Below are 21,459 nucleotides of genomic sequence, written 5' to 3'. Positions count from 1 at the left end.
TTTTATCGCTGGGATCGAAGCTCGGCACTTTTGGGGACCGCCCAACTTTTCATGGCTCCGTCCAGTTCAAGCCGGAAATCATAATGCAGGCGGCTGGCCCAATGTTTCTGGACGACAAAGGATAACGCCGCCTGGGAGCTGGGGCGCTGATCTATCCCGCTCGGTTCTGATGTTACCGAGAAATTGCGTTTAGCCCGGTAGGGTTTGAGTAAATCCGGCTTTGCCATATTTCAAGGGTAATCCGGTAATGGAAAGATAAAGCCCTTTAATTGGGAATTCCGCAATTCCTGCGGAGAAGTCTGTCGGTAACTCCCCCAGGTCATGACTATCCTGAACTTTATCCGACTGATTAGTGATGAGGCAATCATCCAGGATACATATTTGCAGAATCGAGGATATTTGCCCAGCAGAGTCATGACGGTTCAACTTTGCAATACCCCTTCTCTGTGTCTGGTGTACCTAAGTCCAATACCCTTAACCAAGAAAGCCCCTAGAATACGGGGACCGGGGGCATCAAAATTTTGCCTCCTACAATTTCCATAAAAAGAGACAAGAGGGAATGAAGTGAAGAACAAGAGAATGTTGGTTGCCTTGCTGTCTGCCGCAGTTATTGTTACGACTGGTTGCGCTACATCTAAGATGTCATCCGCGCCAATGGCCTCGCAGGTGAAACACAGCGTTTCGGTTATTGCGCTTGCGCCTGGTGGTGGCCTGCTTACTGATGCGGTAGGGATCGAACTTGCAAATCGTGGTTTTACGATAATTGACCCGTCGTCTACCAGTAGCATGATGGTACGGCTCAATTTAGATGAAATTGAAATATCTAGACCGGAAGGATTGGCTAAGCTCAAAGATCAGGGTATCGATGCATTTCTCATTGTACGGGCTGCTGGAGGCTACGACCAGCAGCCGCAGAGCGCCAGTGTCCGGATGAATAGCACTCACAATGGTAAGTTACTTGCAGGTATAACTTGGCAAAACGGTTACGGTGGCATGGCAGGCTCTCCGGCTGACCGTATCATGCGCAAGGGCCTTTCCGAGTCCGCAATTGCCACCGCATTATCCGAACGTGTGAAATGAAAACGGCTGTCGACCTCAGGAACATGTATGTTGCTCGATTTGAACAAAATGGATCCTGTAAGTATTATGCTCGAGCTCTAGGGTAAATATCAGCGAATGGTCGCGTGTGGGCCGTGGGCGAGGCTAAATCAGCCATAGATTCCCATGACAGCAACCCTTTTCACATTAGATAGAAATACCGCGTGTCCAACAAAGAAGCTACAGCCCGAATTAAGATTAATAGATTGCTCGAAGCTGCAAGTTGGCATTTCTTCGCCGATGGCAACTCACCTGCAAACATCCAGCTTGAGCCTGGCGTTACCATCAAGACTGCAGATCTTGATGAGTTAGGTGAAAACTTCGAAAAATCATCAAAAGGGTTTATTGATTTTCTTCTTCTCAACGAGAAAGGCTTTCCCTTTATCGTCCTCGAAGCAAAGGCTGAAGACAAAAATCCGCTCGTTGGCAAAGAACAAGCGCGCAAGTATTCACGTTCCCAGAACTGCCGATTCATTATTCTTTCCAACGGCAACCTGCATTACTTCTGGGATCTGGAGCGCGGAAATCCTTATATCATTACGGCGTTCCCCACACCTACTTCGGTAATTGGTTACCAAAAAACCGTTCCCGATCCCGTGCGCCTCATCAGCGAGACAGTCTTAGACGACTACATTGTTCTCACTCAGCGTCCCAGCTATGTCACCGAGGCAGCATGGAAGAATGAGGCCGAGCGCCAAGGATTCATAGACGTCAACGGATTGCGCTTTCTTCGATCCTATCAGCGAAAAGCCATATACGCCTTACAAAGTGGAGTCAAGGACGGCAAGGACCGTTTTCTGTTTGAGATGGCCACCGGTACAGGCAAGACGCTCACTTCCGCGGCTGTCATCAAACTCTTTCTGGGTACAGGTAACGCTTGCCGCGTGCTCTTCCTCGTGGATCGTTTAGAGCTTGAAGACCAAGCCAAGAAAGCTTTCCGTAAGGTGCTCGCCAACGATTACCGAACTGTTATCTACAAAGAAAATCGCGATGATTGGAGGCGCGCGGAAATCGTTGTCACTACCGTCCAGTCGCTCCTCTTCAACAACAAGTACCGGCAGTTATTCTCGCCGACCGATTTTGATCTGGTTATCTCCGATGAAGCGCACCGTTCGATCGGTGGCAATGCCCGTGCAGTCTTCGATTACTTTATTGGCTACAAACTTGGACTCACTGCTACACCTCGCGACTATCTCAAGAAGTTTGACAAAGCAAAGCCCTCTACCAAAGATCAGCGCGACTTAGAGTGCCGCCTACTGCTTGATACGTATCGCACTTTCGGTTGCGATGATGGCCAGCCTACATTCCGCTATTCCTTGCTCGATGGAGTGAAAGATGGCTTTCTTATTAATCCAACAGTCGTGGATGCCCGCAGTGAGATTACGACACAGCTTCTGTCCGAAGATGGGTTTATCGTTGAATTCAAAGATGAGCAGGGCGACGATCAGAAAGGAACCTTTAAGCAGCGGGAATTTGAGAAACGCTTTTTCTCTGATGCTACCAACCAGCTTTTTTGTAAGACCTTTCTGGAGCATGCATACCGCGACCCGGTTAGTGGCGAGATTGGGAAATCCATCATTTTTGCTGTGAGTCAAAATCACGCTGCCCGATTGGCGCAGATTCTAAATCTGATGGCGGACGTCATGTTCCCCGGCAAATACCGGTCCGATTTTGCCGTACAGGTGACCTCACAAATTCCGGATGCTCAGCAATTCACGATCAACTTCACGAATAACAACCTGCTTGGTTGTGCCAATTTTCTTCCGACCTACAAAACCAGCAAAGCGCGCGTTTGCGTTACCGTCGGCATGATGACCACCGGCTACGATTGCCCAGACTTGCTCAATCTGGGCCTCTTTCGTCCGATCTTTTCGCCCACTGATTTCATTCAGATCAAAGGGAGAGGCACCCGCAAACACAACTTTATCGAACAGCTGTTCGATAAAGACATCGAGGAAGTCATCAAGGAATCGCAGAAAGTTTCATACAAACTTTTTGATTTTTTTGCTAACTGTGAATATTTCGAAGAAGAATTCAACTACGATGAGGTTCTGAAGCTGCCTAAACCAAAAGGACGAATCAGCGGTGATACCGAGGGCGGGGAGGGCGCAAGTCAGAGTGAAGCATACGAACATTTAGGCGCAGACATTATCTCCACCATTCGGGAAGAAACGATCGGTTGCGAGGGCATGAAAATTGATCGCATGTTTTACGAGAAATTTGAGGACACCCTGCGTGAGAACGCAACCATTGTTGAAGCCGTGGAGGCGGGGCAGTGGGACCGAGTAATTGATTACGTTAACCGTGAAGTTTTCGACAAGCCCAGCGAGTTCTTTACGCTTGATAAGCTCCGTAAAGTTGCCGCGGTGGACCGACGTCTTGGCCTTCGCGAAATTTTAGAAAAAATCTTCGGTCTGATACCACGCTTCAAATCTAAGGATGAGTTGCTTGAAGAAGAGTTCTCAAAATTCGTGGCAGACTACAAGCCCGAGGAAGTTGAGGCAATTCCCGCTCTGAAGAACTACTTCAAAGCCTACATCACCAGCAACCAGGTTCGCCACATCATTGAGACGAAGCACTATACCGATCTCGCCACCAATGCCGTCTTCTCGACGCGCGATTTCAGAGCGGTGCCAGACCAATACCGCACGCTCATACCCAATTATATCAAGGACTATGTACCCTTGAATCAGTTTGCCGCATAAAGGATTGCATGCTGGATAACGTTACTAAGCGCCGTATCGATACAGCTCGCGATATTCTCGTGGGCAAGGTTCCTGATCCCAAGTCTCAGGTAGAACAGATCACCATAGCACTCATCTACAAGTTCATGGACGACATGGACGCCCAAGCCGAAGAGTTGGGAGGCAAGCGAAAATTCTTTACCGGCGACTTCGCCCGCTATGGGTGGGCCAAGCTGATGAGTCCCGACGTTGGCGGTCACGAATTGATCGGCCTCTACGGTGAAGGGATTACCACTATGCCGCAGAACCCCGGCATTCCGCCGCTGTTTCGCGATATTTTCAAAAACGCATATCTGCCCTATCGTGATCCCGAGACGCTCAAGAGCTTTCTCAAGATCATTGATGAGTTCACCTACGACCATAGTGAACGGCTCGGGGATGCTTTCGAGTATCTGCTTTCAGTACTCGGTTCCCAGGGTGATGCTGGGCAGTTTCGCACGCCGCGCCATATCATTGACTTTATTGTCGGGGTCATTGATCCCAGGAAAAATGAGACCGTACTTGATCCCGCCTGTGGAACCGCTGGATTTTTGATCTCGTCATATAAGCACATTCTCAAGTCCAGTATTGACGGCGAAGGCTATAACACCTTAACGCCCGATGAGAAGGGACGCCTAGCCATTAACTTCAAGGGCTACGATATCTCGCCCGACATGGTGCGTCTGTCGCTGGTAAATCTTTACCTTCACGGTTTCACAGATCCACATGTTGTCGAATATGACACGCTTACGTCGGAGGAACGATGGAACGAATTTGCGGACGTCATTCTCGCCAATCCACCCTTCATGTCTCCAAAGGGCGGTATAAAGCCACATAAGCGGTTTTCCATACAAGCGAAGCGTAGTGAAGTGCTGTTCGTGGATTACATTGCAGAGCACCTTAAGCCCACTGGCCGCGCCGGCATCATTGTTCCTGAGGGCATCATCTTTCAGTCGCAGACTGCCTACAAAGACTTGCGAAAAATGCTGGTCGAAAACTCGCTTGTCGCGGTCGTTTCTCTTCCCGCAGGTGTTTTCAATCCTTATTCCGGGGTAAAGACATCAATTCTCATCCTCGATAAATCCCTTGCAAGGCAAAGTAAAACTATCGCTTTCTTTAAAGTTGAAAATGATGGGTTTGGGCTCGGGGCTCAACGTCGTCCAATTGAAGGAGAGCAGTTCACGCAAGTGAAACGCGAACTGAGGGATTACCTACAAGTTCTCTGCGATCGGCAATCCACCGCCGATCTTCAGCCCACGCTAGGGTTGATCGTGTCGAAGGCAAAGATCGCTTCGAATGGCGACTACAACCTCAGCGGGGAGCGGTATGGCGAGCAGACGCGCATGCTTCAAGCACTGTGGCCAATTGTCTCGCTTGCTGAAATTTGCACTTTCATGACTGGCGGAACACCAACCTCAACCATAGTGGAGTATTACGAGGGCGGAACGATACCTTGGCTCGTGTCAGGTGACATTCATGGATTTGAAATATGGAGCTGCAAGAAACGAATTACACCAAAGGCGGTTGAGAACTCAAATGCCAGAGTCCTGCCGAAAGATAGCGTCTTGATTGCCCTGAACGGACAAGGGAAGACTCGTGGGACAGTTGCGTTACTCAGAATGGAGGGGGCCACTTGCAATCAATCGCTGGTTGCCATCACGCCGACGAAGCCGCCAAAGGTCATTTCAGAATTTATCTTTTGGACGTTGCGCTCGATGTATTCCGATATCCGTGCCTTAACAGGAGACACTGAGCGAAGCGGGCTGAATATTTCTATCCTGAAGAGCATTCAAATCCCCCTGCCGCCTCTGGAGATGCAAAAAAAGATCGTGGCAGAAATCGAAGGCTACCAGAAAGTCATTGCCGTGAACCGGCAAGCCATTGAGGGCTTTGAGAAAAAAATTCAATCCACTCTCGCTCGTGTGTGGGGTGAAGACGGGGAGTCCCTGGCCCCAAAATGACTCCGATTCGGTCACTTTATCATCGGAAACTGGCGGTATCGTGGTCTTCCAGCCAGTCAGTAGTGTCTGCTTGCCTTCCATGTTTGCCTAGGCTGCCTTCCCCCAAAACATAATATGTTGTGGGGAAGACAGCCAGTTTCTCGGCTTCTTTTGATCCGCTAGGCGATAACCTTCATCCACAAAAGTAGCCAGCAGTTTTTAGTGAAAACTTACCTTTAAAAATTGTTCTGCATAAGAAGCAGTTCAATATGGAGATTATATAGATGTCGGATACAGCATTTTCATTTCCACCGATTAGAGATATGTCCAACGAAAGCGATGTTGAACAGAAGTTAATTTACCCTTTTGTAACCACCATCTTTCCGTTCGGACTCGGTTATCCTCTCTCTTCTGTATTGACAAAAAAAACGGTTCGTGGATGTGAGATAGGAAAAGGAAGTTCACGAAAATCATATTTTCCCGATTACGTTCTAACAGCAGGAACGCTGCCGCGCGTAGTTATTGAGGCGAAGGCCCCGTCTGAGAACCTCAATGAAGCCTATCGTGAAGCAAGGTTATATGCTGCAGAAATCAATGCTCAGTACCCTAGTGGTCAAAACCCTTTGACTTATGTCGTAGCATGCAATGGGCAGCAGCTACACTTTGGATCTTGGGATCAAGCTACCCCAACTATTTGTGCAGAACTTGAAAACAATGGCATTGCAAGTGGGCAGATCTCCGCAATTATTGAATCAATTCGATTTGATAAGCTGACAAAGGATTCGGATCGAATAAAAGCCTTAATAAAGCCAAAATATTTTAAACCTCGCAGAATGATTGGTGGTCAGGGTATTCAGAATGAGGAAGTCGGCCTCAACTCATTTGGCGCTCGCATTCAAGGAGAGCTCCTTCATATTTTTAACCCAACGACGACCGAAGATAGGGCAATGATCGTTAAAAATGCTTACATTGGATCAAGGCGGAGGGAACGATTCGTAGAGCCAATTGATAGGGTAATTCGCGCCGCTTCCCCTCCCTCCCACACAGATTCGCAGCTATTAGAGGATACCGCCAATCCAAAAGAGATAACAAGGCGACTTGTGCAACTTAAACCACTCGAGAATAAAATTCTTTTGTTAATAGGAATGGTCGGGGCTGGTAAAACGACATTCTTAGATTACTTGCAAATAGTAGCTTTGCCGCGAGAAGTCACTGAAAGAACGGTTTGGGTGCGAATTAATATGAATACTGCACCAGTTTCTCCAAACGAAATTTACTCATGGCTTAGACGCGAAATTAGAAATCAATGCCAAGCGTCGCAACCAAGTCTAGATTTCGAGGACCTTGACCAACTTCAGAAACTTTATTCTGTAGAGTTAAAGCGATTCAAAAAAGGGCCGGGTAAACTCTTTGAGGCGGATCCTATTACTTACTCAGTAAAGTTGGCAGAGGAGATTCAAAAACTCCAAGCAGATGAAAAGGTAACGGCACTAGCATTTACACGATTCTGCGTTGCAGAGCGCGGAAAACTTCTTATCATTGCGCTCGACAATAGTGACAAGAGAACGCTTGATGAGCAGTTACTCATGTTTGAGGCTGCCCAGTGGCTTCAAAAGGAATATCGCTGCCTTATTATGCTGCCATTACGAGAAGAAACATATGATAACTATCGTGACCGACCACCTCTTGATACTGCATTAAAAGACCTGGTTTTTCGCATAGAGCCACCACTTTTTCAAAACGTTCTTCATAAGAGGATTCAGCTTGCATTAAAACACCTAGCGTTAGAAGGAAACCGGCAACTTACTTATGAGCTACCCAATGGTTTTAGAGTCGAGTATGGCTCTAACGAAATCAGTTATTACTTAACGTCAATTGTTAAATCTATATTTGAACATGACAAATACATACGACGATTGATTACTGGACTGGCGGGACGGAATATTCGCCGCGCACTAGAAATATTTATTGAATTCTGCACAAGTGGTCACATCACCGAGGATCAGATTCTAAAAATAAAACGCGCTGAGGGTGCACATTCAATCCCCCTTGAAGTGGTAACTCGAGTACTGTTGCGAACAAATCGCCGCCTCTATGACAGCGATCATTCCTATGTTCTTAATGTGTTTGGCGCAAACTGGAATGATGAAGATCCAAATCACTTTGTCCGAAAGATAATACTCACCTGGCTTTTAAAGAACATAAGTGAAGCTGGTCCATCCGGCCAAAAAGGATATTTCCCAATTAGCGAGATTAAGCGAATGGCGGTTCCTTTCGGCATTGTGGAGGAGGTTCTGACTCGGGAAATAACTTACCTACTAATTGGACACTGCATTGTAAGCGAGACCTATAAAACTGAGAATTTGGATGATTGCGAGCTAATCCGTCTTGCATCTGCTGGCATGGTTCATCTGGATCTGCTTACAAATATTGATTATCTCGCTGCAATTGCGGAAGACACATATTTTGACAACGAAGCTACTGCCCGAAAAATCGCCGATACTTTGCGGAAGAGTGACCGTCAATTGAAGCGCAAGGACGTGCTCTATAACGCGTCAATACTTGTCGAGTTCCTCCTTCGCGAGAGAGAACGCAGAAATAATCTTGTTGGTATTATTTCTGCCAACATTGGTTTTGAAAGCTTAACTGACTTAACGGATTCAGAAAGAGCTTTAAAGGAGAGCCGAGAATTAGTATTGGGTCCTCAATGGGAAAAGGTAGGAAGTAAATATCAGGTAGGCTCTTCGCATAAGGGAATTATTGTGAATCCTCATGTGAGTCATGGCTTATTTGTTGAACTAGAAGCAGGTATCACTGGTTTAATACCCAAAAGGTCATTACAAAATACTATGTTTGCAACAGACTATCGCTTCCTGACGGAGTTGGCAGTGGAAGTCGTAATCCTAGTAAATGAACCACTTAAATGCACGCTTATATTGAAACTTATTCGCTTTATGGATTGATAATTTCTTGCTTTGCTGCTCGTGTTCTACCGATCGCAACGTTTCTTTATTGATCCATCCTCGGTAAGCCTATGTGCATCGTGAAGCCCTGTCCGCGATCGCGCGCTGTATGGGTTGGAGGATCGAAGGGGATTACCCAACGGCACCTGCTGACACGGTGTTCTGGAGGCATCATGCGGAAATCGACCGGATATGGGCCGGATGGCAAACCACTAATCCCGGTGAGAATCCAAACCCTGCAGGGGGAGATGCAGTGATGGACCGGTGGCCAGAGACTGAACCGGAAACGCGTGATATCGCTGCACTTGGTTATTCCTATGCATAAGATGAACATTTACAATCATCACAACTGGGATCGCAAGACTGGTCGGAGGTACTCGGATGTTTAGAGGCTTGCCATCCATGAGTACGAGTAAGAAAGCGTCGCAAGGGCTAGTTAAGAAGCAGGGACTTTACAATTTCGGAAGAAATCATCTTGGGCGGGTAACGAAAGTGATCGCTGTCGTTGTTGCATTTACGACCTGTGCCGCGGCTTACTCCGAACCACTACGCGTGGAGATCGTTACGCGAATTCTTCCCTCCGACCCACAGGAGGGGATGAAGTCCACGCAAGTGCTGCTCGTAGATTTCGAGAAGAAGCAAATTACTCAATCGTTCTCTACTGGCGTCACCGGGCTCGGTCCTATCCAACTCGGCAGTGTTCGCGACAAATTTGTCATCGAGAATCCGGACTTCTCCTCGCCTGGGCGTGCCGGCTTCACAGCACGCGGTCAGACCGCCTCGGGCGTACTGTTCATGCCGAACATTAACTACATGTTTCAGTTTGTTGTCACGCCAACCGGTAAGGGAGCGCTTTCCGGCTGCCACGACGGCTACCCGGCTTACCAAGTCATGGTTGGTACAAACAAGGTGTACGACTTCAAGCACCGTAGTATCGCGCTTCTCAAGCTATTCGGTCAGTGCGACATCGAGATCAAAAACAGGGTGGGATTTTGAACGCCCCCTTGATAGTCGAAAAGACGATGAACATAACCAGCGACGAAAGCCACGTTGATCCTTTGTGGGCTTCTGCCTACCGCTGAACATGTCGATTACTATGGCGAGCCCTAAGCGGAGCTTTAAGGGCTTTCGTCATAGTTTGCCCTGTTTCGAAGTTACAATTAGGAAGTCCTCTTCCAATTTCACCTCATTTGCCTAAGCAAAAGCACGCTATGGTGCCGTGTTATGTCTTAGAATATTCGCAGTTTGTTCTTTATGTGGTTCCTTTAAATACGCCAACACCTTTAGTCCGCGGGTATAGCTTAAGCAGATATCTAGGATGCAGAAGCAAAAATTAGGCTTGATTTTAGCTAAAAAAGGTTTGTAGATGGCTGAAAAGCTGCAATGCCGATGTAAACAAGATGGTGGTACGGAAAAAGTAACATACGTGCATGAAATACTGTTTGATTTCGTGATGCCGCGATACAGCCTGAAGCAAAAAGAATTTATCTAAAATGTCCCCTTGAACATGAACATCTGTACACCGTATGGCCAGCGGCCTTAACATTGTTCCAAAGATCGATGATCACTACTAGTTCGAGTTATTAGACAAATTAATTTCCAACGCGTTGCTTAAGGATTTCAGAATAATTTATTTCATATGGTTACAAGCACCATCTTTTCAACTGAAGATTTCAAGTTTGCTATATAAATTAGATTAGCTTAGTAAGGAGGAATTCGATACTATTTTCGGTTTGGTAGACCACGAGTTTCCCTTTTCAATCGCGATTTGCGTTCTTTTTAGAAATTCAGCATTATTTAAATAAATCATCATCGGAGAACAACATGATTTTAAGAGATTATTTATTAGAACTTGCTCAGAAGCCGGATAAAGTTGCAGCCCTGCGCGCCGACCCAAAAGCAGCTCTAGCTGCCTCCGGTCTTTCTGAGGCTGACCAGAACATAGTTACGAGCGCGGATCCTGGCAAAATAAGGGCGGCGCTAGGGGGTTTGGGAGCGGCCGATAACGTGACTGTTGTAATTGTGATTGCCGTGCTATGAGTAAAGGGTCCGTCACCATTGTTGGAACAGGCATAAAAGCAGTAAGCCAAATCACTTTAGAGGCTGCACGTTATATCGAGCAAGCTGATTTGGTCCTTTATTTGGTGGCGGATCCTCTCTCGGCTGAATGGATATGTCAGACCAATTCAAATGCAGCTTCCCTTCAGAAACACTATAAAGAGGGAAGGCCTCGCTTGGCGAGTTATCAAGCGATGGTTGATGAGGTAATGCAAGCAGCTACTTCGGGTGCAAAGGTGTGTGTAGCATTTTATGGTCACCCGGGCATATTTGTTTATCCATCGCATGAAATAATTCGGCGTGCTAAAGAAGATGGTATCGCCGCCCAAATGCTTGCTGGTATTTCAGCTGACGCATGCCTCTTCGCCGATTTAGGGTTAGATCCGGCCCGTTATGGCTGTGCAAGTTTTGAAGCGACAGATTTTTTGATTCACGAACGTATTTTTGATTCGAGGTCTGCACTGATTTTATGGCAAGTTGGTGTTATTGGAGATTTGACCTTTAAAGGCGGGGGCTATAATAACTCTACCAATATAGCGGCGCTAATAACTCGATTGAAACTACACTATCCTCTTGATCATCCAGTAATAATATATGAAGCTGCACAATATCCCATATGTGACCCACGAATCGAACATGCACAACTGGACGGGCTAATATCTCACAAGCTCACCGCAATTTCCACCCTCTATATCCGCCCTACAGGGCGAGCAGTTGCAAGTAGGACAGTTCTAAAACAGCTTGGTATGGAAAGTCGGGACGGATCTCCTAATATTTAATGGCCTTGAGAGAGCTCTGTTTTTCGACTCTCGCTACGCCTTCTAATTTAGCGATGCTAGAAATAGCAGAATTTTCTGTTTTTCCCGTGATGACGCCAATGGCATCTAGTCTTTGATCAATAGTCATTCCTGCCTCTATCATTCGATCAGCCAACTTTGCAATTGAGTTTCGATATGCTTCGTCAATAAGTACTGTAATCATCACCTGTTTCATCGAGCGACACTCACTAGTTTACTTAAAGCAGTGATTGTAGAATGATTTGAACCAATTTTCTTTTTTTTAAGGCTTGATAACCCTTATCCAGATCAACTAAAAACAGCTTGAACCAAGCCAATTCCACTATCCTCTGGTTTAATTGGCAGAGGCTGAATATTCTGTTTAATCAAGTTCCATAGGGCGAGCCCAACCGCTGTGGAGTTAGATTGCGCATATAAAGCTGCAATTCCTGCCACATGCGGTGTTGCCATACTAGTACCATTCATAATTTTATGGCGACTAGGCATAGGATGTGCGGAAAGAATATCTACTCCCGGACCTGAAATATCTACCGCCCCTGCTCGTTCGTCGCCACTAGTGGATGAGAAATAAGCGATTTTTAAAGATTGATCCAATGCACCAACCGCGATTATCGAAGGGCAATTGGCGGGATGAGCCACCAGCTCAACGGTAACCGGTCTGCGGCTTTGATTACCAGCAGCGGCAACAAGAAGGGTTCCTACCGAAAGTGCACGATGCGCGACGGACTCAAAAACGTAAGAATAACCCTCGCCCCGAGCAACTGTCCTTCCTAGTGACATTGATACAATCTTACATTTGTGCTGGATTGCCCAGTTAATTCCCGCAAGGAGCGCCCCGTCTTCCCCAGAGCCGTAATTTGACAACACCTTGCCAACATACATTTCCGCCTCGCAAGCAACCCCATAGCGCGGACTTGCGGTTGGTTTTTTTGGTCCAAAAACTGTTCCTGCACAGTGGGTACCGTGCCCGAATTCATCCTGAATCACATTGTTTTCAAGAAAGCACTCAGTGATTATTTTTCGATCTAAAAAATCAGGATGGGTGAGGTCAAAGCCTGAATCTAATACTGCAATCTTCACTCCCTGACCTAAAAATTGCGATTCGGTTACCTTTGTGACCTGTAACCCCCATGTATTGAGAGTTTCATCAAACGTCATGTCAGCAGCGCTGATTACGTTAGGAGATGAAGCCGCACCAAGGTCATAAGAAGAGAGAGGGCGCTCCTCAAGTGCGTAGACTGCACCCTCGGGCTCAACAGCTATTATACCTGTCTCCCTTAGCTTTATTTTCTTGGTGAGCGACTTGATTTGATCAGCATCAGCGTCCACCACTGCTACTCCTATTTGGTCTAATACTAAAGCAGCATTAGAGCCGCGAACAAGCGATTGAGAAGCTTCAGCTTTAAAGTCATAACTGTGACTTACCATCATGCCTGCGTATTGTTTAAGCGATGTGATACCCTTCTTCAGTCCCTCAGAATGCATTAGCACTAAGAGGCGCTTAAAATCTTTATTTTCATTTTGCATATTTACAAACCTCATAGAGGAAAATAATTAAAGTAAGTTAACGACATGTGATTATGGTCTTAACCCGTGTATAACGTATGACTCCTCCTAAAATGCCGCCCCCCCGCAATCAGAACGGTGTGAAGTAAAAACATGTGGCGTCCCCCTTCGTTTACTCGATCGCGATTATGGTCTCGCAGCTGCCGCATCGTAGTCATCTTCCACCATTGCCGCCAGTCGCCGCCGCCGTTCCCTTATAGAGTAGGCGTAAACATCTGCGAAGTCGGCATCGAAGACTATTACAAGTTCAGAAATTTCTTCTTTTGTTGGCGTTGATCTTGGGTCTATCGTTTTTCTTCAGTATCACAATAGTGTTGGTTTCCGCGAATCGAAAAAAAAGCAAGGATTTGAATGTGAAACAAGCACAAGAAAAAACGTAAGAGCAGGAAAAATGTTTGGATTTTCAAGCGCACCGGAGCATGACGAATGTTAGAGGCAGAAGGTCGTTGACAGGGGTAACTCTTGGGGTAACAAGAGCTGATAAAGATCCTTTTTCTAATATACAAACAATAGTTTAAATGGATTGTTCGGTAGAGACCCCGCTAGTGGTCAAGCGACTTGACTATGTAGCGGCACTACTTTTGCCTCATGCCTGCCATGAAGTAGAGCCGCCAAGAACTCTAATACGCGGCGTTTTTCATCGCGGTAGTCGTGCCTGTCATAGTGGCGGACCTGTACTCCTGATAGCCCGTGAGACTGAATCTGGGCGCGAATATCCCGCGAAATACCCTTACTGGCCAATACTGTTTCAACTGTACGGCGAATGTCCGAGGGTATAAACGAAAATCGGGTCTCCTGGCCTTTTACCATTTCCTCAGCTATTTTGCTCACGGTTGCCGCAAGCGTATCGGGAACGATTGGTACTGTTCCGTTAGAGGTGAAGATCCAGTTACAGCCTAGCGCTTCAGCCCGTTGGACCATCGGTCGGAGGATGGCCACAGCTTCCTCTGTCAATGGCAGTTCATGAACACGTGGTCTTTTACGCCGACCTTTGCCGTCATATAGTCGCATCGTCCCGCCCTGGAGATCCACATCGGCTCTTTGCAGTCTCAGTAATTGCGTCCCACGCTGTCCGCCGAGGAGCAGCGCGAGCTTTATAGCCGCCCGAATCGGTTCTGACTTGAGTTTATCAAGCCGCCGCCAGTAGGCGCGCAACTCTTCTTCTGTCAACGTCTGCTCGCGTGCATTGTTGTAGTGGGATAGGCTCCCTGTTGACGCCACGGGATTGGATTGAACTCTAAACGGTAGAAATTCACTGGACACACTTGCATCAAGTTCTGCATTCAACGCAAGCGCATAGGCGGCACGCAGGTAGCTTCTGAACTTCGCCGCTGTACGACCATGTCCCGCGTCAACGACACGACGCAACAATGCCGCCACCTCCTTCGCGCTTAGATCGGCAGCCATCCGTGTTGCCCCTTCGGTGCCGTGCAAATGATTCCGGAAAATACTTTCAACGTCGCGTGCCGATGGTTTGCCCAGCCTTCGCAGGTGCTGCAAATATGTATCGGCCAGCGCGGCGACGGTGTAACGCTCTTTTGCTTTAACCGTTTCCGCGAGTTCAATTTCGGTAGCAACCCGCGCTGCCTCAGCTTCTTGACGCACCAGCGCGTCACGCTTCTCCCCCGCCCGCAAGTCACGATCCGGTTCGTTTTTGAGTTTTGCTCGCAGAAGACTCACTTCCTCTCTTGCTTGGGTAAGTGTTAGTTTTCCCGGCTCAGGTGTGCGAGCAAACTGACCTAACGGGCGGGCGACTCGTTCCCCCGTGGAAGTTGTATAACGAAAATAAAAATCCCGTGCTCCAGTGGCTGAAATACGGGCATACAAACGTCCTGTTCCTCTACCTCCGTCCGTATCCGACAGCCATCTCATTCCTTTGGCCGGCAGCTTCGTCCGCGCTATTCCCTCAACCGTTAGGTGAACAGCCTTCGTCATCACATTTACTCCTTATCCGTTCGTTATCCGTTATCGCACTAGAATCAGCTGAACGTTATAAGACAATACTGGACGTAGGACTGAGGTTTGTCAATGAAAATAAAGGAGATTATATAGAATACTATACGTTATTGAACAATCATGGACTTTGAGTAAGGGGACTGTTAATCCGCAGGTCCCAGGTTCGAGCCCTGGTCGGGGAGCCAATAAAACAATGACTTACGTTTGTATTGGAAGTCTTTGTCCTTTCTTAGTAGCCCTATAGTAGACAAATAATGCAAGGCAAAACTACGACTATGGGCTATTGATACGCTTTATCTGCCGGTTGGTAAAACATTGAATAGAAACCACCATAAAATGGCTAGCATATAGTTGGTAATCAGAAGATCCCGAGTTCAACTCTTGGTATCCACAACAATTAAGAGTTCGGTGAACGACAAAAGCTTAGCTTTGACGATCCACTGGAACGGATTGTTGACCCGCATTTCTTCATTTTTTAGCTGGGCCTTTCTTCCTGTTGATTTTAGTGACAAGCTTTTTTACGCGAGCCCGATGACGGACAAACAGATCATCGAGATTTAGATCGATAATATCCAGGGCGTCAAAAATATCTTCCCTTGATAGTTCATCGGAATGACTGCCAGCGTTTCCGAAGGAGTGCGTCGCTAAGCTCCTTGTCACGAGACGCCAAACTGCCAATTCGCGTATGGAGAGAAAGTCGCTCACGCTTTCCTAATTTTCCAAGCTTTGTTTTTGGCTCTTTAAGAAAATCCAGGAGGCGCTCAACCGCAGATCGAATGTGATTCCCAGCTGATGGAAAATCATTCCATGAGGAGATGAATGCTTTTTTAAGTTCTGCGACCACTGTCTCAGGATATTCCTTTGAAAGTGTAATGAGTGGTGGGGAGGGACTGACGTGCTGCGGGTAAAAAAACTCTACATAGTCATAGTCACCGTCGAATGATGTTTGAATCATTTCAACTTGCCCAAGGCCAGCAACTGATACTGTTTCTTTGCACCGTTCGTTATTGCATATGAGCAACGCAGAAAATCGATATTTAATCCACTCCGCATCCCATGCCTCATGTTCCTGAGCCTCTCGTGAGGCCCTACTTTCTGAAAAATGGAGTGACTCTTGCTTGTGCTTTAAGTAACCGCCATCACAAGCAGGGCAATGCCAATTAGGCACATAACTCTTTGTTAGCGGCTCTTTCCAAAGCTCTCTCTTTACTGGCACAGAGGCATTCCCTAGATTTGGCTAACGTTCGACATGAGAGGCGTCTGCGGACTCACGAAATGCCTTTGCCCTTTGTCGGTATCCAGTACTCAATGTTGCATCGGTCAGAAGATACAAGACACATCAGCAACTGCCCACCACAGCTGGGACATTGCTCAATGTCGCAAAATCCGGTGTGATACTCGCCTTCGTTGACCGCACAATCTGGGCACCATGAGCCAAGCTCGCCAAGGTACCTCTCGCGATCTAGGTACCTGTATCCGCTACCGGATGGCTGCCTTAGCGCGGTGTAGCGTTGAGCGACGACGATGTCGAACGGGAGATCTCTGGGTAGTTTCCTGCCGCGATATGTAACCCACTCGGCATTGAATTGTGCAAGCAACGCTGCCTCGGTTCGCCATAGGAGGGGATCAATCCGATCGTGAAGCTCGGCGTCGAGGTGCTTGGCGTGGAAGTAATGAACGAATTCGAAGAGTTCAACGAACACTGATCGATAGTAGTCAGGGTTGATCTCATACTCCTGATGAACGATCTTGTTGCGTTGACCGGTCGCGCGCTTGATGACGCGTTCTTCTTTTTCATCGATCTGTACGTTCGCGATGCTTTTCAGGCGTTCTAAGCAAAGTGTGAGGCCGACGGTGTTCTTGGGATTGTCAATATTCTCAAAGATGAAGATCGGATGCTGCTGCTGGAGTACGTGCTTCATAAGAAGCTCTAGGCCTTGGATTAGATGCAGGATCGAAAACGACCAGTAACGCTCCGCTCGCTTTGCGCGTCGCGAGTTTCGAATTGCCTCGTTAATGAACACATACGCGTTCTCGAGCAAAGTGACTGTGGCTTGAGGCATTTGAGAAGGTGCCTAACGTTTTACATTAGCGGCACACAACCGCGCCGCGGAACTTGACGAAGCGTTCAAATACGTCCAGCTGTTGTGCGTCTGCTCGATGGAGGGCTTAGGCCGATCAGAGTAGCTCAATGATGTCTTTCTCTGTGAGGGCCGTCATTAAGATAAAGAGCGACAAGAGACTCTTTTCGAACCTCTCCTGCAATGAGTCATTCGGGTCTTCAATACCAGACGGAAACCCGTTGACGAAATCGGCGACGCGCTCATTAAGCCCTTGAGGATCAAGTTTGTGGGCTATGTCGTTTCTGAGCTTGTTGAGCTTCTTTGCCGACTTCCAAAGGATCGGCTCTACATCTGCCGGGCATAACGCCTCCGCCAAGCAAATCCACTGATGGCATTCAAGGCAAGCTTCGCTCAACGATGTGGGATTGACGAGCCGTTCGTCCACGATCGCACGGATCTGCTCCTCTAACAATAGGTGACATCTCAGAATGATTAGCGTGAAGTCTTTGCCGTGAAGAAGCTTTTCGAAGAACCTTCTGAAACTCTTGATTTGCTTCGGTGAGACGTGCTCGGTGGTCATATAAGACCTGACGAGGAATATTGAGGCAGACCACCAATATCTACGCCATTTGCTTGAATTAACGCGGGAGGGGGGTTCGGCCACGGCTACTGCAGTGTGGGAAAACGCTCTGAAGTATTAAAACGAAAAGCGTTTGCATAATTCTTTATCTTATCGCAAGCCCTAAATGTTGCGGCTCGCATTTGAAACTGGTTGTGCTCGCAATCAGCGCATTTTCCGGCTCAGAATATCTGCAAATAAAAAACGGCTCATGCTCAGATTAACTGCAAACGTGCTTGCATTCATCGATTCTAGCTTGCATTCCATTTTCGTGTGCTCAAATTAATTGAAAATGAAATGAGTGGCCGATAATGACGCGTTGCTGCCGGTGAAATTTCTCCAAAGCGGCCTTTCACGTTAGAGGTAAGGGCCCGTCTGGAGGCGGCACGCCGGAAGACGGTCCCGCTTGACCGAAAGGTTAGAGCGCGTTACTTAACATTCCCTCGAAAGCTGACCATGACGGAGCAACAGACAAAGCGACTGTGTGGGCAATAAAGCTAGACAGCGACCAGCTCGGCGATTTTTACCGCGACCACCGCCATTGAATCTTCTGCAGAGTCCAGGCCGCTTCGAGAGGCGAGCAAAGGGCTGACATTGCGGAGAGCTTCATACGTCGTGTTGTGCACGATGGGAACGAGCTGGTTGCCCGCCAGGAGTGCCGAAAGCTCTTTGTCGGCGACGCTCTCTTTTGGGAGGCGGGCCAGCAGCGCGGGGGTCACCAGCACAAGCCCGATTCGCGAATTCGCTAAGCCCTTGTCGAGGGCGCGCATCATCGGCACGCCGAGGGCAAGGTCCTTCTCGCTGAACCAAACTTTGACACCAGCCGCCACGAGCAAATCGTGCAGCTCTTTGGCTGGCCCCTGCCGGTCGTCCCACGCGTGGCACAGGAAGACGTCACGAAGGTCAGGTTGCTCCGCTGCTCGCGTCTCAACGGTTTTTCGGATTGGCGTGAGTGACTGCACTTGGGCAGACGTGTATACCACGGACGAACCAACTGGCGACCAGCGCGGCCTTGCGCGGCTGCCTGACGCCCCGCCCCAGCTGCTCCCGCTGCTCCCGCTGCTCCCGCCGCCCCCGCTTCTCTCCGACGGAGAGTAGGACGGGGGCGAGTAGGACCTGTAGCCGCTGTAGCCGCCACCGCATGCAGGGCAGGCCTCTCGACCGCCCGTTGTGCGATGGCCATATCTGGGTGCTGTGCATCTAGCCATGTTGTAATCGCTCTTAAAAGTAGAGGGCTAAGCAGCCGCGCAACCAGCATAGATGCATGATGGGCGCGACAATCTAGGATTAATATATCATATTTTATTTACCAAGCACAACATATTGCGATTTAAAACGTTAAATTGTCTATATACATGGATGAGCAAGTTTCTGGAAGTCTTCTTCATATCAGGGAAGCGTACAGTTATTGACAGAACTCCAAGGATGAAGGACCAGTCTGATGTAACGTAATTATAGCTGAGCTGCCGCTTGAGCTGACTTTAACCTCAACCGGCTTTTTTAACTTATTCGATTCGCATTTATGCCGAACGGTCCATTGATGAATCCGGGTAGGGAATACCGCTTTCTTCCAAGTTATCCCAATGACCTTTTCTCCTTTAGGTTCCTTGTAACGATTAGGCTCGTCACTCCACTGCTTAGCCAGTGATATAGGAGAGTCTTTTCGTTTCGCTTCGGGACCCCCCATTAGCATCACAAAGCGATCCCATTCGCCCTTATCTGCCGCTTCCCTGAGCTCTTTCAGCTCGCCGGTTACGCCCATTTCTCCCATGCGTCGTAGCTCGCGCCATAGCGTCACAGACGGCCCACCAATCTGTTGAAACTGATGTATGCCCCAAGTGCTGGCCCATGTCCTCACCCGTTCGGCCTTGCTCTTGGGGTCTTTCCCATCGATATCGCTATCCAGACCGAAGCCATCGATATTTTTGGAAATGTACTTGGCAATGTAGCTTGCGGCTGTGCCTTTCGATCGATCTATGCGTTCCTCCTTGTAACGATGCTCTGCCGCGCCGGGTTCATCGCCATCCTCGCGCATAGCGTAATCTCGAATGATGCTGCCAACTTGCTCGACGTGTTTTTTGGGCATGAAGAACAACAGATGCCAGTGCGGGGTGCCGTCGTGCTGGGGTTCCGCAACCCTAAAACCATAAAGGTGTATTCCCTTACGGGCGAGCTTAGCCCGTATTTGGGTCCATAGCTTTGCTAGGTAAGCTTGGGCATAGCGTGGGGTAATCGTTTCATCGTATTTGGGGTTTTTCCCTCCCGTTGCGGATAACCGGGCATGCATGCGCGAAGGGCAGGTAATGGTATAGAACACGCCAACATGCCCCAGCGATTGCGCAACGGCATCAAACCCGGCAATGCGGGTCATCAATTCAGCACGGCGAATCTTGGGATTGGATACGGAAAGATCAGCCAATTGCTGTAAGGTATATTCCTCCCCAAGCTCATTCGCTGCGATGCAGTGTTCGAGAATGGCCCGGTTACGGCGGTTTTGTTTCTGCCGCTTGCGCAAAGTCTCGTCACTGACATATATACCCTTTCGGTTATGTACCAGTCCCAGACGAATAGCGCCATGCTCGAACTGCCGCACATGATTCTTGCGTAATGCCCTGCGCCACCAATACTCATCGGAAAGGCGGGCTAGAATTCCAGTATGGGTCACGCCTGTATCGGTAACTGATACAGGAAGGCAAGGTTCGGATTTTCCCGTTACCGTTACAAGAGTCTGACTTCCTGTAACAGATACCCTTACAGGAATTGGAGAAGTTATCTTGTTCTCCCTGTCCGTTACCGTTACAGGGCTTTGCCCGGCGTTTTTATTTTCCGTTACCGTTACAGACGGTAGCGGCTTTTCTGTCAGTTCCGTTACAGGTAGAGATACTGATCTTGCAGATTGAAGCTTAGCCTGACCCTTACCACCTGGAGGAGTAACGCCGTATTTATTCTGTGCGAGATGACATAGAAAACGGGCTGCAATGGCGGGATTATTGAACCAGCGTTGCAGCCGGATAAATTGTTCGGCTTGCTTCCTGGCGAAGGTGATGATTTCTTCATCGCTGGCAGAAAGACTTAAGGGTGCGTCGCTGAGCTGGCTTGAAACTCGGCTCAGATAAGCCTCGGCTTGCTCTTCCCCCTGAGCGACATATAAGCGGGCATATTCTTTCGCCATCGGTTCTGCTAGGCAATCAGGATGACGGCTAAGCAGGTCGGAAGTAAATGGCTCTTCCTCTTCTTCACTGTAGAAGACAATGCCGTTTACGATGGATGCACCTTTCAAGATCGGCTGGGGCGATGTTGCGGAATTCACTTGCGCCCCGTATCGCTGGTTGACTTGCGGATACAGGACTCGATGTAGCGCTCCAGGTCTTGCAGGCGGTAGCGCACCGCGCGGGAGCCGATCTTGATGAAAGGCACCTTGGCCCCGGCCCAGCGGTCGCGTTCCAGAAACGCCTTGCTTAGGCCCAGATAACGAGCTGCCTGAGTGGTGTTGAGTAGTGTAGTGTTTTGCATAAGCCCTCATAATTGCTCAAAGAAGGGCCTATGGTTTCAAATTTTCAAGGTGGGGCGTTATACCTGTGCAATGCAAACGTAGTACGTTAGCAAAGCATGCGTATACGTATGCGGCGCAGGCGTGTAATAAAAGGGAATTGCTTACTTAATTCCCTTGTTTAGG

Annotated in this window: 18 protein-coding genes; 8 read left to right on the top strand and 10 right to left on the bottom strand. The window is 48.2% G+C overall.

The features are described 5' to 3' along the window. Positions 1–2: 2 nt before the first annotated feature. On the bottom strand, positions 3–227 hold the full coding sequence (locus BMZ14_RS15410) for a DNA polymerase ligase N-terminal domain-containing protein (RefSeq protein ID WP_256208393.1): 225 nt from the start codon (positions 225–227) through the stop codon (positions 3–5). 337 nt (positions 228–564) lie between these two features. Between BMZ14_RS15410 and BMZ14_RS04915 the strand changes: the two genes are divergently transcribed. The 8 genes from BMZ14_RS04915 (at position 565) to BMZ14_RS04880 (ending at position 11,561) form a co-directional block, all read left to right on the top strand. Then, complete coding sequence (locus BMZ14_RS04915) at positions 565–1,080, top strand: hypothetical protein (protein ID WP_143071890.1); 516 nt, start codon at positions 565–567, stop codon at positions 1,078–1,080. Positions 1,081–1,304: 224 nt separating this feature from the next. Continuing rightward, positions 1,305–3,803, top strand: a complete 2,499-nt coding sequence (locus BMZ14_RS04910) for a DEAD/DEAH box helicase family protein (RefSeq protein WP_256208392.1) — start codon at positions 1,305–1,307, stop codon at positions 3,801–3,803. A gap of 8 nt (positions 3,804–3,811) precedes the next feature. Beyond that, positions 3,812–5,782, top strand: coding sequence for an N-6 DNA methylase (locus tag BMZ14_RS04905; RefSeq protein ID WP_074795197.1), 1,971 nt, complete (start codon positions 3,812–3,814; stop codon positions 5,780–5,782). A 263-nt stretch (positions 5,783–6,045) separates the two neighbouring features. After that, positions 6,046–8,724, top strand: coding sequence for a type I restriction endonuclease (locus BMZ14_RS04900; RefSeq protein WP_074795195.1), 2,679 nt, complete (start codon positions 6,046–6,048; stop codon positions 8,722–8,724). Positions 8,725–8,833: 109 nt separating this feature from the next. Further along, positions 8,834–9,049 (top strand): tyrosinase family protein, encoded by a 216-nt coding sequence (locus BMZ14_RS04895; RefSeq protein ID WP_074795194.1) that lies wholly within the window; start codon positions 8,834–8,836, stop codon positions 9,047–9,049. Positions 9,050–9,321: 272 nt separating this feature from the next. After that, on the top strand, positions 9,322–9,720 hold the full coding sequence (locus BMZ14_RS14750; protein ID WP_143071889.1) for a hypothetical protein: 399 nt from the start codon (positions 9,322–9,324) through the stop codon (positions 9,718–9,720). Positions 9,721–10,548: 828 nt separating this feature from the next. Then, positions 10,549–10,764: a hypothetical protein gene (locus tag BMZ14_RS04885; RefSeq protein WP_074795190.1), complete on the top strand. Its 216-nt coding sequence runs from the start codon at positions 10,549–10,551 to the stop codon at positions 10,762–10,764. Then, positions 10,761–11,561, top strand: coding sequence for an SAM-dependent methyltransferase (locus BMZ14_RS04880; protein WP_074795188.1), 801 nt, complete (start codon positions 10,761–10,763; stop codon positions 11,559–11,561). Before BMZ14_RS04885 ends, BMZ14_RS04880 begins: the two co-directional genes overlap by 4 nt. Here the strand turns inward: BMZ14_RS04880 and BMZ14_RS04875 are convergent. From BMZ14_RS04875 to BMZ14_RS04835, 9 genes are all read right to left on the bottom strand, one after another. Further along, positions 11,551–11,775, bottom strand: a complete 225-nt coding sequence (locus tag BMZ14_RS04875; protein ID WP_143071888.1) for a hypothetical protein — start codon at positions 11,773–11,775, stop codon at positions 11,551–11,553. The genes BMZ14_RS04880 and BMZ14_RS04875 overlap by 11 nt on opposite strands. Positions 11,776–11,867: 92 nt before the next feature. Further along, entirely contained in the window at positions 11,868–13,106 is a 1,239-nt protein-coding gene (locus BMZ14_RS04870) for a S8 family serine peptidase (RefSeq protein ID WP_074795185.1), read from the bottom strand. Positions 13,107–13,694: 588 nt separating this feature from the next. Further along, entirely contained in the window at positions 13,695–15,080 is a 1,386-nt protein-coding gene (locus BMZ14_RS04865) for a tyrosine-type recombinase/integrase (protein ID WP_074795183.1), read from the bottom strand. A 625-nt stretch (positions 15,081–15,705) separates the two neighbouring features. Further along, the gene (locus BMZ14_RS14745) at positions 15,706–16,317 is read right to left on the bottom strand and encodes a DUF4145 domain-containing protein (protein WP_143071887.1); all 612 of its coding nucleotides are present in this window, start codon (positions 16,315–16,317) and stop codon (positions 15,706–15,708) included. A 52-nt stretch (positions 16,318–16,369) separates the two neighbouring features. After that, positions 16,370–17,023, bottom strand: coding sequence for a hypothetical protein (locus BMZ14_RS04855; RefSeq protein ID WP_177186908.1), 654 nt, complete (start codon positions 17,021–17,023; stop codon positions 16,370–16,372). Between the two features lie 256 nt (positions 17,024–17,279). After that, a complete protein-coding gene (locus BMZ14_RS04850; RefSeq protein WP_074795177.1) occupies positions 17,280–17,744 on the bottom strand; it encodes a hypothetical protein in 465 nt (154 codons plus the stop codon). A gap of 536 nt (positions 17,745–18,280) precedes the next feature. After that, a complete protein-coding gene (locus tag BMZ14_RS04845; RefSeq protein WP_074795176.1) occupies positions 18,281–18,991 on the bottom strand; it encodes a toll/interleukin-1 receptor domain-containing protein in 711 nt (236 codons plus the stop codon). Between the two features lie 197 nt (positions 18,992–19,188). Then, positions 19,189–21,093, bottom strand: coding sequence for a replication endonuclease (locus tag BMZ14_RS04840; protein ID WP_074795174.1), 1,905 nt, complete (start codon positions 21,091–21,093; stop codon positions 19,189–19,191). Beyond that, positions 21,090–21,296 carry a helix-turn-helix transcriptional regulator gene (locus tag BMZ14_RS04835; RefSeq protein ID WP_074795172.1) on the bottom strand — a complete coding sequence of 69 codons (207 nt, stop codon included), beginning with the start codon at positions 21,294–21,296 and terminating at the stop codon, positions 21,090–21,092. The genes BMZ14_RS04840 and BMZ14_RS04835 overlap by 4 nt, the downstream gene beginning before the upstream one ends. Between the last annotated feature and the right edge of the window lie 163 nt (positions 21,297–21,459).

It is taken from the genome of Nitrosospira briensis, from assembly GCF_900115125.1.
GTDB classification, from domain to species: domain Bacteria; phylum Pseudomonadota; class Gammaproteobacteria; order Burkholderiales; family Nitrosomonadaceae; genus Nitrosospira; species Nitrosospira briensis_A.
This window is presented reverse-complemented; position numbering and strand designations above follow the sequence as displayed.

What these genes read in the sequence shown, in the direction of transcription:
- BMZ14_RS15410 (WP_256208393.1), bottom strand. Translation starts at nt 227, where the DNA reads ATGGCAAAGCCGGATTTACTCAAACCCTACCGGGCTAAACGCAATTTC.
- BMZ14_RS04850 (WP_074795177.1), bottom strand. Translation starts at nt 17,744, where the DNA reads ATGACCACCGAGCACGTCTCACCGAAGCAAATCAAGAGTTTCAGAAGG.
- BMZ14_RS04880 (WP_074795188.1), top strand. Translation starts at nt 10,761, where the DNA reads ATGAGTAAAGGGTCCGTCACCATTGTTGGAACAGGCATAAAAGCAGTA.
- BMZ14_RS04885 (WP_074795190.1), top strand. Translation starts at nt 10,549, where the DNA reads ATGATTTTAAGAGATTATTTATTAGAACTTGCTCAGAAGCCGGATAAA.
- BMZ14_RS04875 (WP_143071888.1), bottom strand. Translation starts at nt 11,775, where the DNA reads ATGAAACAGGTGATGATTACAGTACTTATTGACGAAGCATATCGAAAC.
- BMZ14_RS04855 (WP_177186908.1), bottom strand. Translation starts at nt 17,023, where the DNA reads ATGAAGCACGTACTCCAGCAGCAGCATCCGATCTTCATCTTTGAGAAT.
- BMZ14_RS04900 (WP_074795195.1), top strand. Translation starts at nt 6,046, where the DNA reads ATGTCGGATACAGCATTTTCATTTCCACCGATTAGAGATATGTCCAAC.
- BMZ14_RS04895 (WP_074795194.1), top strand. Translation starts at nt 8,834, where the DNA reads ATGGGTTGGAGGATCGAAGGGGATTACCCAACGGCACCTGCTGACACG.
- BMZ14_RS04865 (WP_074795183.1), bottom strand. Translation starts at nt 15,080, where the DNA reads ATGACGAAGGCTGTTCACCTAACGGTTGAGGGAATAGCGCGGACGAAG.
- BMZ14_RS14750 (WP_143071889.1), top strand. Translation starts at nt 9,322, where the DNA reads ATGAAGTCCACGCAAGTGCTGCTCGTAGATTTCGAGAAGAAGCAAATT.
- BMZ14_RS04845 (WP_074795176.1), bottom strand. Translation starts at nt 18,991, where the DNA reads ATGGCTAGATGCACAGCACCCAGATATGGCCATCGCACAACGGGCGGT.
- BMZ14_RS04835 (WP_074795172.1), bottom strand. Translation starts at nt 21,296, where the DNA reads ATGCAAAACACTACACTACTCAACACCACTCAGGCAGCTCGTTATCTG.
- BMZ14_RS04905 (WP_074795197.1), top strand. Translation starts at nt 3,812, where the DNA reads ATGCTGGATAACGTTACTAAGCGCCGTATCGATACAGCTCGCGATATT.
- BMZ14_RS04870 (WP_074795185.1), bottom strand. Translation starts at nt 13,106, where the DNA reads ATGCAAAATGAAAATAAAGATTTTAAGCGCCTCTTAGTGCTAATGCAT.